Source organism: Streptomyces sp. NPDC007905, assembly GCF_042959345.1.
Taxonomy (GTDB): domain Bacteria; phylum Actinomycetota; class Actinomycetes; order Streptomycetales; family Streptomycetaceae; genus Streptomyces.
The window spans coordinates 329,690-342,645 of record NZ_JBIBKS010000004.1 but is presented as its reverse complement, the minus strand read 5'-3'; the positions used below and the strand labels follow the sequence as shown (position 1 = coordinate 342,645).

15 protein-coding genes and 2 pseudogenes are annotated in these 12,956 nt (G+C 72.2%); 9 read left to right on the top strand and 8 right to left on the bottom strand.

Annotated features, from left to right (window positions below):
- Positions 1-11 precede the first annotated feature (11 nt).
- The 3 genes from ACFZDC_RS10265 to ACFZDC_RS10255 form a co-directional block, all read right to left on the bottom strand.
- A complete protein-coding gene (locus tag ACFZDC_RS10265) occupies positions 12-320 on the bottom strand; it encodes an SHOCT domain-containing protein (protein ID WP_391322106.1) in 309 nt (102 codons plus the stop codon).
- 23 nt (positions 321-343) lie between these two features.
- Positions 344-802 (bottom strand): DUF6325 family protein, encoded by a 459-nt coding sequence (locus tag ACFZDC_RS10260; protein WP_391322104.1) that lies wholly within the window; start codon positions 800-802, stop codon positions 344-346.
- 145 nt (positions 803-947) lie between these two features.
- Complete coding sequence (locus ACFZDC_RS10255; protein ID WP_391322102.1) at positions 948-1,673, bottom strand: GAP family protein; 726 nt, start codon at positions 1,671-1,673, stop codon at positions 948-950.
- A 192-nt stretch (positions 1,674-1,865) separates the two neighbouring features.
- Here ACFZDC_RS10255 and ACFZDC_RS10250 point away from each other — a divergent pair, with 192 nt between their 5' ends.
- The 5 genes from ACFZDC_RS10250 to ACFZDC_RS10230 all read left to right on the top strand — a co-directional run bounded on the left by ACFZDC_RS10250 (position 1,866) and on the right by ACFZDC_RS10230 (position 8,685).
- Positions 1,866-3,269 carry a hypothetical protein gene (locus ACFZDC_RS10250; RefSeq protein ID WP_391322100.1) on the top strand — a complete coding sequence of 468 codons (1,404 nt, stop codon included), beginning with the start codon at positions 1,866-1,868 and terminating at the stop codon, positions 3,267-3,269.
- 138 nt (positions 3,270-3,407) lie between these two features.
- Positions 3,408-6,077, top strand: a complete 2,670-nt coding sequence (locus ACFZDC_RS10245; RefSeq protein ID WP_391322098.1) for a LuxR C-terminal-related transcriptional regulator — start codon at positions 3,408-3,410, stop codon at positions 6,075-6,077.
- Between the two features lie 136 nt (positions 6,078-6,213).
- Positions 6,214-7,842, top strand: coding sequence for an MFS transporter (locus tag ACFZDC_RS10240; RefSeq protein WP_391322096.1), 1,629 nt, complete (start codon positions 6,214-6,216; stop codon positions 7,840-7,842).
- Positions 7,843-7,861: 19 nt separating this feature from the next.
- Positions 7,862-8,380, top strand: coding sequence for a hypothetical protein (locus ACFZDC_RS10235; RefSeq protein ID WP_391322094.1), 519 nt, complete (start codon positions 7,862-7,864; stop codon positions 8,378-8,380).
- Positions 8,381-8,487: 107 nt separating this feature from the next.
- Entirely contained in the window at positions 8,488-8,685 is a 198-nt protein-coding gene (locus ACFZDC_RS10230; protein WP_391322092.1) for a hypothetical protein, read from the top strand.
- 52 nt (positions 8,686-8,737) lie between these two features.
- Here the strand turns inward: ACFZDC_RS10230 and ACFZDC_RS10225 are convergent.
- Positions 8,738-8,874 (bottom strand): annotated as a pseudogene (locus ACFZDC_RS10225) (IS5/IS1182 family transposase); the annotation flags it as partial.
- A 136-nt stretch (positions 8,875-9,010) separates the two neighbouring features.
- Positions 9,011-9,349, bottom strand: a complete 339-nt coding sequence (locus ACFZDC_RS10220) for a hypothetical protein (RefSeq protein WP_391322090.1) — start codon at positions 9,347-9,349, stop codon at positions 9,011-9,013.
- On the opposite strand from ACFZDC_RS10220, the pseudogene ACFZDC_RS10215 reads away from it, so the two are divergent.
- The 3 genes and pseudogenes from ACFZDC_RS10215 to ACFZDC_RS10205 form a co-directional block, all read left to right on the top strand.
- A pseudogene (locus ACFZDC_RS10215) lies at positions 9,261-9,810 on the top strand (energy-coupling factor ABC transporter ATP-binding protein); the annotation flags it as partial. The gene ACFZDC_RS10220 and the pseudogene ACFZDC_RS10215 overlap by 89 nt on opposite strands.
- A 144-nt stretch (positions 9,811-9,954) precedes the next feature.
- Complete coding sequence (locus ACFZDC_RS10210; protein WP_391322088.1) at positions 9,955-10,455, top strand: hypothetical protein; 501 nt, start codon at positions 9,955-9,957, stop codon at positions 10,453-10,455.
- A gap of 142 nt (positions 10,456-10,597) precedes the next feature.
- Entirely contained in the window at positions 10,598-10,804 is a 207-nt protein-coding gene (locus tag ACFZDC_RS10205; protein WP_391322086.1) for a hypothetical protein, read from the top strand.
- 48 nt (positions 10,805-10,852) lie between these two features.
- Here ACFZDC_RS10205 and ACFZDC_RS10200 read toward each other — a convergent pair whose 3' ends face one another.
- Positions 10,853-11,164 (bottom strand): hypothetical protein, encoded by a 312-nt coding sequence (locus ACFZDC_RS10200; protein ID WP_391322084.1) that lies wholly within the window; start codon positions 11,162-11,164, stop codon positions 10,853-10,855.
- Positions 11,165-11,229: 65 nt separating this feature from the next.
- Here ACFZDC_RS10200 and ACFZDC_RS10195 point away from each other — a divergent pair, with 65 nt between their 5' ends.
- A complete protein-coding gene (locus ACFZDC_RS10195) occupies positions 11,230-11,517 on the top strand; it encodes a winged helix-turn-helix domain-containing protein (RefSeq protein WP_391322209.1) in 288 nt (95 codons plus the stop codon).
- On the opposite strand, the gene ACFZDC_RS10190 is transcribed toward ACFZDC_RS10195, so the two are convergent.
- Together ACFZDC_RS10190 and ACFZDC_RS10185 are read right to left on the bottom strand one after the other, a co-directional pair.
- Positions 11,498-11,704 carry a LuxR C-terminal-related transcriptional regulator gene (locus ACFZDC_RS10190; protein ID WP_391322082.1) on the bottom strand — a complete coding sequence of 69 codons (207 nt, stop codon included), beginning with the start codon at positions 11,702-11,704 and terminating at the stop codon, positions 11,498-11,500. The two genes, ACFZDC_RS10195 and ACFZDC_RS10190, sit on opposite strands and share 20 nt — an antisense overlap.
- A gap of 24 nt (positions 11,705-11,728) precedes the next feature.
- Positions 11,729-12,949, bottom strand: coding sequence for a cytochrome P450 (locus ACFZDC_RS10185; protein ID WP_391322080.1), 1,221 nt, complete (start codon positions 12,947-12,949; stop codon positions 11,729-11,731).
- Between the last annotated feature and the right edge of the window lie 7 nt (positions 12,950-12,956).

The following is a 12,956-nucleotide window of genomic DNA, read 5'->3' as shown; positions in this document are numbered from 1 at the left end:
GCTCCGCGGGCTCAGCCGAGGAGCCTGCGCTTCTGGTTCTCGAACTCCTCGTCGCTCAGGACCCCCTGCGCCTTCAGGTCGGCCAGCTGCTTGAGCTGATCGATCTTCTGGGTCATCTCGTCGGCGGCAGGGGTCTGCGGCGCGGCCGGAGCGGTCGGCGCCGCCTGCTGTGGGTACTGCTGCTGCTCGTACTGTTGCTGCTGCCCGTAGTCCTGTTGCGCCCATCGGCCCGCCTGGCGGCGAGAGACACGGTTGGACACGGCGGTGGCGGTTCCGGCGACGACGGCGGTGCGTGCGACGCCCCGAAGCAGTCCTGGCATGTTCGGTCATCTCCCATGGGTGTTCAGGCAACCACGGAGCCGCCGGGCGGCACCGTTTCCTCCGTGGCGTCCAGTGCCGCCAGCAGGGCCTGCACGGGGATGCGTCCGCTCGCCACGAGCTGGGCCCCGCTGCGCCTGAGCGCGCGGGCGAGGGGAGCCGCCCACAGGTTCTCGTACACCAGTACCGCGGCCGAGTTGCCGGGCTCCAGTGCGTTGCCGGCCTCGTCGATGTCCCCCTGATCCAGCAGTCCGGCCGAGGCTCCCTCGAAGACGGACAGATCCACCTCGTCACCGAGGTCTCTCAGCTCCAGCCCGACGACCGAGCCGTCGGTCTCCTTCCGGACGAAGGCGAGGTCGATGATCCGGACGATGCCGCGCTCGGCGAGATCGACCAGCAGGGGGAACGCCTCGCCCGTCATGCGGTTGCCGGGGAACTCGATGACCAGGTAGTCGACGGGTCCCATGTCTTCGACGCTGTCCATGACCACTCCTCTGGAGCCGGATGGGAGTCGGGACCGTCTGCCCGTCGGTCCCGTCTCCCGGCGGTGCCCCCACGGTCGGCGGTCGTCAGCCTCCAGTGCCCATTGCAGCACGCGGCCCAGGGCCGCGCACTTTTGTCCCCGCGGGTCAACCGGTGAGCTGATAGATGCTCTTTCCCACCAGCCAGAAACCCAGGAGCAGGCAGATGGTCACCAGCGCCTGCTCCTGGTGACGCTCCATCCAGGCGCGCAGTCCCAGCAGCCGGGCCTTCGCCGCCGTCGGGGAGAACACCACATACAGCTCGATGGTCAGCAGGCTCGCGGTGGCGAGCAGACAGAAGCAGAACAGGGCGACCCAGGTGGCGAAGTGCGACGTGTCTGCCTCCACCACGGTCGTCGCCCCCGCCGCCACCATGCCCCATGGTTGCAGGAGTACGGCGAGTCCCGCGGCGGACCAGGCCGTGCTGCGGTCCATCTCGGAGGTCAGCTGCGTGGACGACGCCCGGCCGCCCGCGTCGCCGACTGCGGAAGCCGGACCCCGGCCCGCTCCCGGCCCGGGCGCGGCCCCGCCGACCCGGGTCCGGGCGGCGGCGAGCCGACGGCGCCGGTGCTCGCCGTAGACGATGAGCGACACCCCGATGAGGAGCTTGACCGCGAGGACGGCCGTCGAGGGCGGAGACCGCGGTGGCGGCGGCTGGCCGCCCGTCAGGACCAGGACGAGCGCGATCACCGTGACCAGACACGCCAGCCAGCTCAGGATGAAGACCAGCCCCTTCCACACCCCCCTCGCCGACGCCACCACCAGGACGAAAGCCATCAGGGGCAGTGGGTCGAGGGTGATGGCCAGGGCGATGAGCAGCAGGTCGAGCACCATGGCGACCCCAACGTGTCGGAACTCCACGAGAGTAGGCGGACGCGGTGAGGACCACATCTCGAGGCTGCCGGCGTGCTCCGACGGGCGCGCGAGCAGTTCCCGGCATCGCCCGTACGGTCGACCCGGCGCGCGCCGTGTCCACGGAGCTGAGGCAATGGGGGTGTTCAGGCACCCACCGCACCGGAGGGCCCCGTGACCGAGCCGCCCGACCCGCACTCGCCGGACCCGGACCCGCAGCGGCCGGGCCGGGACCCGCGGGCCCCCGACCCGACTCCGCGGTCCCCGGATCCGGACCGAGATGCCACGGGGCACGGCGGCGCGGCGAAGCCGACCCGGGGCGGGGCCGCCGCGGGCCGCATCGCGCGGAGTACCTCCTCGGCCGTGCTCATCGTGCTGACCTGCATCCTCGTGCCCGTCGCGCTGCTCGCCACCTGGGTGCACGACATCGTGCTCGACACCGACCGCTACGTGGCCACGGTCGCGCCGCTGGCCGGTGAACCCGCCGTCCAGGACGCGGCGGTCCACCGGATCACGGGGGCCGTGGGCGCCCACGTGAACGGCCAGCAGGCCGCCGCGGACATCGCCTCCTGGCTGGAGTCACAGGGCCTGCCGCCGCGCGCCGCCGACGCGATCCGGGGGCTGGGACCACAGCTCGACTCCGCCGCGAACCAGGCTACGACCAAGATCGCCACCCGCGTCGTCCGCAGCGACGCCTTTGCGACGGTGTGGCGCACCGCCAACCGCGCCGCCCACAACGCCGTCGTGCACGCCCTGACCGGCAAGGGACGCGGTGCGGTCGGGGTCAGTGACGGCACGGTCACCCTGGACCTGGGTACGGCCGTCGACCGGGTCAAGAACGAGCTGGTCGACGCGGGCCTGAAACCCGCCGCCAAGATCCCGCAGGTCAACAAGCAGTTGGTGCTGTTCCAGTCCGACCAGCTCGCCAAGTTCCGCAAGGGCGCACGCCTCCTCGACATCGTCGGGAACTGGTTCCCGGTGCTCGTCCTCCTCTTCGGCGTCGCCGGCGTGTTCCTGGCCCACCGGCGGCGCCGGGCCCTGGCGCGCACCGCGCTCGGCGCCGCCTTCGCCTGCCTCGTGGTGGCCATCGCCCTGGTCGTGGCGCGCCACTACTACCTCGACCACCTGCCGCCCCAGGTGCTGTCCAAGGCCGCCGCCGCGGCCGTCTTCGACACGCTGCTCCGCTTCCTGCGGGTCAGCCTGCGTACGGCCATCGTGCTCGGCGTGGTCGTGGCGCTGGGCGCCTATCTCGTCGGGCCGGGGCGGCTGCCCGTGGCCGTCCGTGGCGCTTCCGACCACACGGCGGACTCCGCGGCGCGCTGGGCCGCCGCCCATCACATCAGCACCGGGCGCGCCGGCGCGTGGGCGCTGGCCTACCGCCGGACCCTCACCGTCGCCGTCATGCTGATCATCGCGCTCGTCTTCGCGCTCTGGAACCATCCGACGGTACTCACCGTCCTGCTGCTGGTCCTCGTGCTGCTCGGCGTCCTGGCCGTTCTCGCCCTGCTGGCGGCCGGTGGCCGCACCCAGCTCGACGCGGCACGCAGGGCGCAGGGGCCGCCCGGGGACGAGCCCTGACCGCAGCACGCGCCGCAGCACCGCGGGGACCTGTGGCCGGCCCCACCGTCCCTGTGCGAACTGCGCCGCAGCCGGAAGACTGGGATGCTGATCCAGTAGTGCACCGTCCATGGCCTGAGGGACAGGGGTGGTGACCCGGTGGATGCACGGCACGAGAACACGCGGGGACCGGCTGTCGGCTACGTCGATCCCCTGGGAGAGCCGTTTCTGCAGACACGGTTCGCCCTGCCGGTCAGGCCGGCCACCTTTCTGCGCCGCCCGCGGCTCGCGGCACACCTCGACCACGCCTTCGAGACACCGCTGACGATGGTCAACGGCTCGGCCGGTGCGGGCAAGACGCTGCTGGTCGCGGACTGGGCCGCCCGGCTCGGACAACCGGTCGCCTGGTTCACCAACGAGGCGGGGGACCAGGGCTGCGGAATGTTCTGGGCCTATGTGCTCCAGGCCCTGCGCGCCGCCGGCGTACCGCTTACGGCCGAGATCGGCTGTCCCGGGGACGCGAACCGGGTGGATCACCGGCTGCTGGCCCGCCTCGCCGACGAGCTGAGCGGGCACGAGCGGGCCGCCCTCCTCGTACTCGACGAGTTCGATCGGGTGACCACCCCGCGCATAGCGGAACAGCTGGAATTCGTCCTGCAGCACGCCGGGCCCGGTCTGCGCCTGATCATCGTCACCCGCACCGAACCACTGCTGCCGCTGCACCGCTACCGTGCGGCCGCGACCATGACCGAGATCCGGGACGCCGAGCTGGCCTTCACCGCCGACGAGGCCGCCGCGCTCCTGGAACTGCACGGCCTCTGCCTCGCCCCGGAGGCCACCCGCGCCCTGGTGGAGCGCACCCGGGGCTGGGCCGCCGGGCTGCGCCTGTGCGCCATGGCCGCCCAGGAGAGCCCGGATCCCGAGGCGTACCTGAAGGACTTCGAGGCGGGCCGCAGCACGGTCGCCGACTTCCTGCTCGCCGAGGTGCTCAAACGGCAGACGCCCCGGACGCAGGACCTCCTGCTGCGCGTCAGCGTCGTGGAGCGCTTCTGCCCCGCGCTCGCGGAGGCGCTGACCGGCCGGGGCGGTGTCGAGCCGATCCTGGCCGAACTGCACGGCCAGAACGCGTTCGTGGAGGACCTCGGGCACGCGTGGTACCGCCTGCACCCGCTGTTCGGCGAGATCCTCCGGGCTCATCTACGGGTCCGCGCGCCCGGACTCGAGCCGGAACTCCACCGGCGTGCCGCGCAGTGGCTGCGGGCCTCCGGCTCCCTGCCGGAAGCGCTGGCGCACGGCGCCGCCGCGGGCGACTGGGATCTCACCGCCCGGGCCCTTGTCGACGACCTGGCGATCGGCCAGCTCTTCACCGGCCTGCGCGCGGACGACCTCGTCGAACTGTTCTCACCCATGGGGCCCGAGGTCACGAGCGCGGCGGCGGACCTGGTGCGCGCGGCGCGCGACCTGTCCGAGCGCGACGTGGACCGCGGCCTGGTCCATCTGCGCCGGGCCGAGGAACGCCTGGACTCGCACCCGCCCGACGCCGCCGGCCGGCTGAGCTGTGTGCTGCTGGAGTCCCTGGCGGCCCGGCTGACCGGTTCGCCCGGCAGGGCCGAGGAGGCCCTGGCGACGGCCGAGGAACTGCGCGGCGAGGTCCCCGCCCAGCTCTTGGAGAAACACCCCGAACTCACCGCCCTCCTGCTCACCCATCTGGGCTCGGCCCGGCTGTGGGCCGGTCGCTTCGACGACGCGCGTGCCGCCCTGTCCGAGGCCGCCGGGTGCCCCGGCGGCGCCTCGACGGCGCTGCCCCGGGAGGACTCCCTCGGGCACCTGGCGCTGATCGACTACCTGGACGGCTGGCTCGGCCGGGCGGAGCGCAAGGCACTGGCGGCCATGAGCGAAACGGAACAGTTCGGCCTGCGCCGCCCCTCCGGTTCAGGGCTCGGGCAACTGGTGCTGGCGGCCGTGGCCGTCGATCGTGACGACCTCGGGCAGGCCCAGACCCTCCTGGACGAGGCGGCCGGCTCCGGCGCGGTCCCGCCCGATCCGGTGACCGCGGCCGGCCGGTCTCTCGCGACGGCCCGGCTGCTGCTGGCGCGGGGCGAGCCCCGGGCCGCCGCGGCGGCGTCCGGCCTCGCCGTACCGGCCCTGGTGGCGTCCCCCTGGGCGGAGGCCCACAGGGCGCTGGCCGTCGCCGCGGCCCATCTGGCCGAGGGCCGGGCGGAGAGTGCGGCGAAGGTGCTCGACGGCGTGCCCTGGGACGGTGAGGCCGCGTACGCGGCGGAGATCGCCTGGGCCCGGCTCGCCGCCGGGAACCGCGACGCGGCGATCGAGCTGCTCGACCAGCTGCCCGCCCGGGGCCGCACCGGCCCCGGGGTGACGGTCCGGGCCGCACTGGTGCGCGCCCGGGCCGCCCAGGAGGCGGGGGACGTCGCCACCGCACGCAAACTGCTCGCCCGCGCTCTCCTGGAGGCCCGGCGGGAACGGCTGCGCCGTCCTTTCCTCGAAGCGGGACCGCGCATCCGCCACCTCCTGGACACACCGCCCCTGCAGGCCCTGGCCGCGGGCTGGCTCACCCCCGGCGGCCCCATGCCGCACGGCGGTCCGGTCGTGGCCGCGGATCCCCCGTCGCTGGTCGTCGAGGAACTGAGCGCACGCGAGCGCGAGGTGCTGCGCCGACTCGCCCAGATGATGTCCACGGAAGAGATCGCCGCCGACCTGTACGTCTCGGTCAACACCGTGAAGACGCACCTCAAGAGCGTCTACCGGAAACTCGGCGTGAACCGGCGCGGCGACGCGGTGCGGCAGGCCCGCGAGCGCGGGCTGCTGTGATCTCCGGACGGCTCGCCCGTGGCGGGTGAGGCGCACAGCGGGCAGCTCCGCTGCGATGAGAGTGGCGGCCCGGTACGCCCCGGCCGCCGCCGACGGGACCGCTCGGGCCCCCGGAGGACTCGGCGAGGTGGACACCGTGGGACATTGGCGAGCTCTGATGGTGCTGGGGACGGCCCAGTTCCTGATGGTCCTGGACACGTCCGTCATGAACGTCTCCATCAGCCAGTTGGTCGAGGACTTCCACACCGAGGTCACCGCCATCCAGGCCGTCATCACCCTGTACGCGCTGGTCATGGCCGCGTTCATGCTCATCGGGGGCAGGCTCGGCGACATCCACGGCCGCCGGCGGCTGTTCCTGCTCGGCCTGGTCGTCTACGCCATCGGGTCGGCCCTGACCGCCCTGGCGCCCACCCTGTGGGTCCTCGCGCTGGGCTGGTCCGTCATCGAGGGACTCGGCGCCGCGATGGTGCTGCCGGCGATGGCGGCCCTGGTCGCCGAGACCTACCGCGGCAAGGACCGGGCCGTCGCCTACGGAGTGATCGGCGGACTGGCCGGCGCCGGCATCGCGGTCGGCCCGCTGCTGGGCGGCTGGGTGACGACATACCTGACCTGGCGGCTGGTCTTCGCCGGCGAGGTCGTGGTCGTCGTCGCCGTCCTGTGCTTCCGCCGGGTGATCGTGGAGTCCGCGCGGACCGGACCGCCACCCCGGCTGGACGGGATCGGAGCGGTGCTCTCGGCGTCCGGCCTGGGCCTCGGCGTCCTCGGGGTGCTGCAGAGCAGCACCTGGGGCTGGGTCCAGCCGCGCAACCCGCCGTTCACCGTCCTCGGCTTCGCGCCCACCCTGTTCGTGGTCGGCGCCGGGGTCGCCGTGCTGGCCCTCTTCGTGCACTGGGACCGCCGCCGTGAGGCCACCGGCGCCGACCCCCTGGTGCACCTGTCCCTGTTCGGCGTACCACCCCTGCGATCCGGTCTGCTGACCCTGCTGAGCCAGAACCTGATCCTGCTGGGACTGTTCTTCACCATCCCGCTGTACCTGCAGGTGGTGCAGGGATTCGACGCCTTCCAGACGGGGCTGCGGCTGCTGCCGGTGTCGGTCACCATGCTCGTCACCTCCCTGGCCGCCGCCAGGCTCGGCCGGACCCTGGGCCCGCGCCGGGTCGTCCGGCTTGCCCTGCTGACGCTGACCGTGGCCATCGTGTGGCTGCTGGCCACCATCGACCCGGTCATCGACGACGCGCAGTTCGCCGGCGCCATGGCCGTGCTCGGCATCGGTATGGGTCTGATGGCCTCGCAGCTCGGCAACGTCGTCCAGTCCAGCGTGGGCGAGGAGGCGCGCAGCGAGGTCGGCGGCCTGCAGTTCACGGCGCAGAACCTCGGCTCGGCACTGGGCACCGCGCTCATCGGGTCGATGCTCATCGGCGCGCTGGCACACGCGTTCACCGCACAGGTGGAGAGCAACCCGCGGCTGTCCGACCAGGCCCGGCAGCAGACCGGTGTCGCCCTGGAGGCGGGGATCAGCTTTGTGTCCACCGACCAGGTGCGCTCGGCGGCGCAGCGCGCCGGGCTGCCGCCGCCAGAGGTCGACGCCCTCACCGACTCCTACGCCTCGGCACAGCTCGCCGGCCTGAAGGCGGCGATCCTCGCGACCGCGGGGATCACCCTCGCGAGTTTCCTGGTCACGCCCCACCTGCCGTCCGCACCGGCCCGCCGTCCGCAGCCGTCGCAGGGCGACGCACCGGCCGACGTGGCCGGTGCCACGGAGTGAAGAGCGAAAGGCCACAGTGATGTCCTCGACCGGCCCCACCACGACGCGGCCCCGCCGTAGCGAGCGCCGCAGCCACGCCGACTACACGGGCGCGGTCTACGGATCGATGCTCGCCGCGTCGGTGGTGATCGGCGCCGGCGCCCTGGGCACGTTTCCCCGCCTGGAACTGGTGGTGCTGCTGTTGCTCACCGGTCTCGTCTTCTGGGTCGGCCACGTGCACGCCCAGCTGTTCGGAGCCCTCCTGGCGCAAGGGCCCCCGGACCGCCCGACCGTCCTGCGGGTGTGCAAGGAGGAGTGGCCCATCGTCGAGGCGGCCGTCCCGCCCGCCCTCGCGGTCGCCGTGAGCCCGCTGCTGGGCCTGGACCTGGAGGGTGCCGTCTGGCTCTCCGTCGCGGTGGCCGTGGCCGGGCAGGTGGGGTGGTCGGCGACCGGGGCACGGCGGGCGGGAGCCTCCTGGCGTCTGGTGTCGGCCACCGCGGCGGTCAATCTGCTGCTCGGCCTGGTGATCATCTCGTTCAAGATCGCACTGACGCACTGACGCACTGACTTGGCGCCGGTTCACCTGTGCCGGGTGAGGTCCGGTGCCCCGGCACGGAGCACGCTCGTAACCAAGACCGCAGCAGGCCCGCGGCGGGAGAACGGCACATGCGCTACGAGATCCGCGTCGATGGACTCATGTCCGAGACCCTCACCAAGGCCTTCCCGGAGCTGGACCACGTGATGATGTCCGGTCAGACGGTCCTGTTCGGTCCCGTGGTTGACGAGGCGCACCTCTACGGGCTGCTGATCCGCTGCCAGTCGCTGGGACTGCGGGTCGTGGAGATGCGGCAACTGCCGGAGTGAGCGGGGCCGGGTGTGAGTGGGCGTGTGATGTAGGCGGATTGCCCCTTATCTCCTAGTAGGTACCTCGCCAGGTGGGGGTGGTCTCGTCCGTTGTGCGCTTGGCGAGGTTGTCGATCGAGGCGACGTGGATCATGGCTTTGGAGCTGGCGGGCGGGTCTCGTAGTCTCGGGCGAGTCGGCGGTGCGTCATGGTCACCTCGGCCGCCGTGACCAGCACCATCAGCAGCAGGCCTGGACAGTCCACGATGAAAGCAGCGAAGCCGCCGTCCTGTGGTCGACGACCATGCTCATGGGACGCCGCCTCGCCCGCCACCGGAGCCGAAACGTCACCCGGCAGCCCGCCTCGGCGTGAACACCCCGGGCCGCTCCTCGGCCGGCCAGCCCCGCTCCACCAGCCGCTTCACCTTCGACCGCACCCCCTCGACCTTCGCCGGCACCGACTCCGGTGGGTGGCCGGCCTCCGGCTCCGGCCCGGCCAGGGCCTCGGCCAGCTCCACGCGGGCGATGGCCCGCCGCTCCGGCACCGCCTCCGCCTTCGCAAGCTCGGCCAGCACCCGCTCCGCCTCCTCGCGGAGCTCCGGGCTGCCCGTCGGCAAGAAGCACATGGCCGAGATCCGGCGGAAGGCCGGCATCGTCTTCCAGGACCCCGACGACCAGCTGTTCATGCCGACCGTCCGCGAGGACGTGGCCTTCGGCCCGGGTCGCGGCGGGCGTCCGAGGCGCCGAGCTGGAGGCGGTGGTCCTGCGCGCTCTGGAGAAGGTCGGGATGGCGGACTTCGCCGACCGGCCCCCGCACCACCTCTCCTTCGGGCAGCGCCGCCGGGTCACCGTCGCCACGGTCCTCGCCATGGAGCCGGAGATCCTCGTCCTCGACGAGCCGTCCTCCCACCTGGACCCGGCCTCGCGCCGCGAGCTCGTCGACATCCTGCGCTCCCTGGACGTCACCGCCCTGATGGTCACCCACGACCAGCCGTACGCCCTGGAGCTCTGCCCGCGCTCGGTCATCCTCAGCGAGGGCGTCATCGCCGCCGGCGGGCCGACGTGCGGGATCGTCGCCGACGAGGAGCTCATGGCCCGGCATCGCCTGGAGCTGCCGTTCGGCTTCGTGCCGAGCTCCGCCGCCTGACTTTGGTCCGACCGGCTGGATGTGCCGGTGGTTCGTGCCTGGGTGCTCCGTGCGGCGGCGGAGTCGAGGTTATGAAGGGAATCGAACGGAATCGGAAGGAAGTTCGCCATCCGGTCATTCCCGAACATCAACCTCAGGAGTCGCATGATGCGCCCCCTCAGAGCGGCCTGCCTCGGCACGGCCACGCTGGTCACCCTCCTCGCCTGCACCCCCGTCGCGGCCGCCGCGACGGACACCGGCTCCGCCCAGGCCAGGGGCAAAGCCCGGATCATCACACTCCTGGCCGAGGTGCAGCAGCTGACCCGCTTCCCCGTCACCCCCGGCAGTGTCTCGCAGGGCGATCGGGTCGTCGTCCGCTCGGACCTCTTCGACGAAGCGCACAACAAGGTCGGCGAGACCCACGGCACCTGCACCACCACCCGGGGCGGCGCCGATGAAGCGGAGCAGTGCGTCGTGACCTACACCCTCCCGGGCGGCCAGCTCACCGTGCAGGGGATGTACTTCAACTACGTCGACCAGGGTCCCTTCGACAACGCGATCACTGGCGGCACCGGGGAGTACGAGAAGGCTCGCGGCTCGGTTCGCTCCGACACGATCGCCACGGACCCCAAGGTCGTGAGGCGCTTCACGATCCACCTCGTCTGACGGACCCCGACGTCCACCTGACCCCGGAATCCGGCCTTCTCTCCTCGCGTTGCACCGTTGGAGACGGTCGTACGAAAGGAAGTGGGGGTCAAGGGGACGTCCAGGGCGGCTCACCCTTCGGATCGTCGAACGCACCGACGACATGAGCGGGTTCGTAGTGCTTCCACGCCGGCGGGTGGTGGAGAGGACGCTGAGCTGGCTGATGCGCTCGCGGCGCCTTGCCCGGGACTACGAGACCCGGCCCGAAAGCAGCGAAGCCGCCGTCCTGTGGTCGACGACCATGCTCATGGGACGCCGCCTCGCCCGCCACCGGAGCCGAAACGTCACCCGGCAGCCCGCCTCGGCGTGAACACCCCGGGCCGCTCCTCGGCCGGCCAGCCCCGCTCCACCAGCCGCTTCACCTTCGACCGCACCCCCTCGACCTTCGCCGGCACCGACTCCAGGCCGACTCCAGGCCCAGCCGCCCGGCCAACTCCCGCGCCCGCAGCCCGGACCCGCCCGCCTCCGCCTCCAGCACGCCCACCAGCCGCTGGTAGTCCGGCGCGAGCACCTTCATCGTCAGACCCACCCGCCAGTGCGGCACCACCGACCCCGCCACCGGGGCCTCGGTAACGGCCGGCGCCGACTCCGGCGGGTGGTCGGCCTCCGGCTCCGGCCCGGCCAGGGCCTCGGCGAGCTCCACGCGGGCAATGGGCCGCCGCTCCAGCACCGCCTCCGCCTTCGCAGTCGGCGAACCGCCAGCGTCGGGCGTCGGCTACGGGCGGTCGGCAGGCCCTGGTCTCCAACGGCCCCGGCGATGCCCGCTCGACCGCGCTTTGCGCAGGCGGTGTCAGAGGCCGGCCCGCCGTCGCTTGGAGCGACCAGTGCCGGAGCTCGGCCAGGATCACCGAGGTCGTACGTCACAGGTTCGGCGTCGAGTACACCCTTTCCGGGCTGGACCTGCTGCTGCACGGCACCAATTGGAGCGTGCAGATGCCCAAGGCCCGGCTCGAACGGATGCAGTACCGACCGGGTCTGTCCAGTGAACGTGTTTCTGGAGTTGTTACAGAAGGCGGTGTGTGACGACGGCGGGGGAGCAGCGTTCGGGGCAGTGCAGCTTCTTGCGCAGAGAGAGCAAGTGCGCGCGGACCGTGTGGTGCGACAACGTCTCGGCGTCGGCGATCTGGCGTGCCGGCAGGCCGTTCACCACGTGCGGGGCGATGCGCCTCTCGGCCGGGGTGAGCGGCGTGGTCGGGGCGGGGGCAGTCATGGTGGTCTTCCTCGTCGGTATCGGTCAGTGGCTCGACATCGGGCGCAGGCGCACGGGGACGGAGGTGTGTCCGTTGCTGATGAGGCTCGGCAGCCTCTTCAGCGCGCTTCGCTCCGTGGCGAGTTGGGCGTCGGGGAAGCGTTCGAAGAACAGGCGCAGCGCGGTGGCGACTTCGAGTCGGGCGAGCGGGGCACCGAGGCAGAAGTGAACGCCGTGTCCGAAGGCGAGGTGTTCCATGCTGGGGCGGGTGGCGTCGAAACGGTCGGCATCCTTGTGCCAGTCGGGGTGGCGGTTGGCGGCGGCGTAGGAGGCGAGGATCGCCTCGCCGGCCTTGATCGTCTGCCCGTCGGGGAGCGGGATGTCGGTGCGGGCGTAGCGCAGGGGAAGGTGCTTGACCGCGGGCTGGTGGCGCAGGGTCTCCTCGACGACGTCCTGCCAGGTGCAGCGGCCTTCCCGGATGTGGGTGAGCTGCTGGGGATCGGTCAGCAGGGTGGTGATGGCCTGGTCGATGACGTTGACGGTGGTCTCGTATCCGGCGCTGATCATCAGCAGGAGCGTGTCGCGTAGCTCGGCGTGGCTGAGGGCGGAGCCGTCTTCCTCGTCGCGGGTGGCGATCAGCAGCGAGGTCAAGTCCTCACCGGGCTCAGTGCGCTTGGTCTCGATCAGGGCGTCGAGCAGGCCGTAGAGGGCGGCGGTGTTCGCGGCCTGTTCCTCGGCGGAGAGATGGGTGGCGAACACGTTGTCCACCAGGGTGCGGAATTCGGTGCGCTGGTCGACGGGGACGCCCATGAGCTTGCCGATGACAGCGATCGGGAGCGGGTAGGCGAGGTGCTCGCGCAGGTCGACCGTCTCGCCCGCCGGGAGGGCGTCGAGGATGCCGTCGACGAGGGCCTCGATGTCCGCCTGGAGGGCGGCGGTGCGGCGGGCGGAGAGGGCGGGGGCAACCATGCGGCGCAGGCGGCTGTGATCCTTGCCGTAGGCGGTGAACATGTTCTCCACCGCGACCCACAGGGCCAGCGGCCAGGTGGCGACGGTCTCCGCGAAGGCCGGCCAGTGGGCGCGGGCGTCCTTGGAGACGTTCTTGCTGGTCAGGAGCTGCTTGAGGAGGGCCGGGTCGGAGACGGACCAGGCGCGCACGCCGAGGATGTCCACCAGCGTCGCCGGGCCGCGCTCGCGCAGGGCCTGGTGTTCGGCGTCCGGGTCGGATCCGGTCGGGTCGAGGACGAGTATCTGCTGTTCGGACACGGTTAGG

What these genes read in the sequence shown, in the direction of transcription:
- ACFZDC_RS10255 (WP_391322102.1), bottom strand. Translation starts at nt 1,673, where the DNA reads ATGGTGCTCGACCTGCTGCTCATCGCCCTGGCCATCACCCTCGACCCA.
- ACFZDC_RS10265 (WP_391322106.1), bottom strand. Translation starts at nt 320, where the DNA reads ATGCCAGGACTGCTTCGGGGCGTCGCACGCACCGCCGTCGTCGCCGGA.
- ACFZDC_RS10260 (WP_391322104.1), bottom strand. Translation starts at nt 802, where the DNA reads ATGGACAGCGTCGAAGACATGGGACCCGTCGACTACCTGGTCATCGAG.
- ACFZDC_RS10220 (WP_391322090.1), bottom strand. Translation starts at nt 9,349, where the DNA reads ATGAACAGCTGGTCGTCGGGGTCCTGGAAGACGATGCCGGCCTTCCGC.
- ACFZDC_RS10205 (WP_391322086.1), top strand. Translation starts at nt 10,598, where the DNA reads ATGAGCGGGTTCGTAGTGCTTCCACGCCGGCGGGTGGTGGAGAGGACG.
- ACFZDC_RS10210 (WP_391322088.1), top strand. Translation starts at nt 9,955, where the DNA reads ATGATGCGCCCCCTCAGAGCGGCCTGCCTCGGCACGGCCACGCTGGTC.
- ACFZDC_RS10230 (WP_391322092.1), top strand. Translation starts at nt 8,488, where the DNA reads ATGCGCTACGAGATCCGCGTCGATGGACTCATGTCCGAGACCCTCACC.
- ACFZDC_RS10190 (WP_391322082.1), bottom strand. Translation starts at nt 11,704, where the DNA reads ATGACTGCCCCCGCCCCGACCACGCCGCTCACCCCGGCCGAGAGGCGC.
- ACFZDC_RS10235 (WP_391322094.1), top strand. Translation starts at nt 7,862, where the DNA reads ATGTCCTCGACCGGCCCCACCACGACGCGGCCCCGCCGTAGCGAGCGC.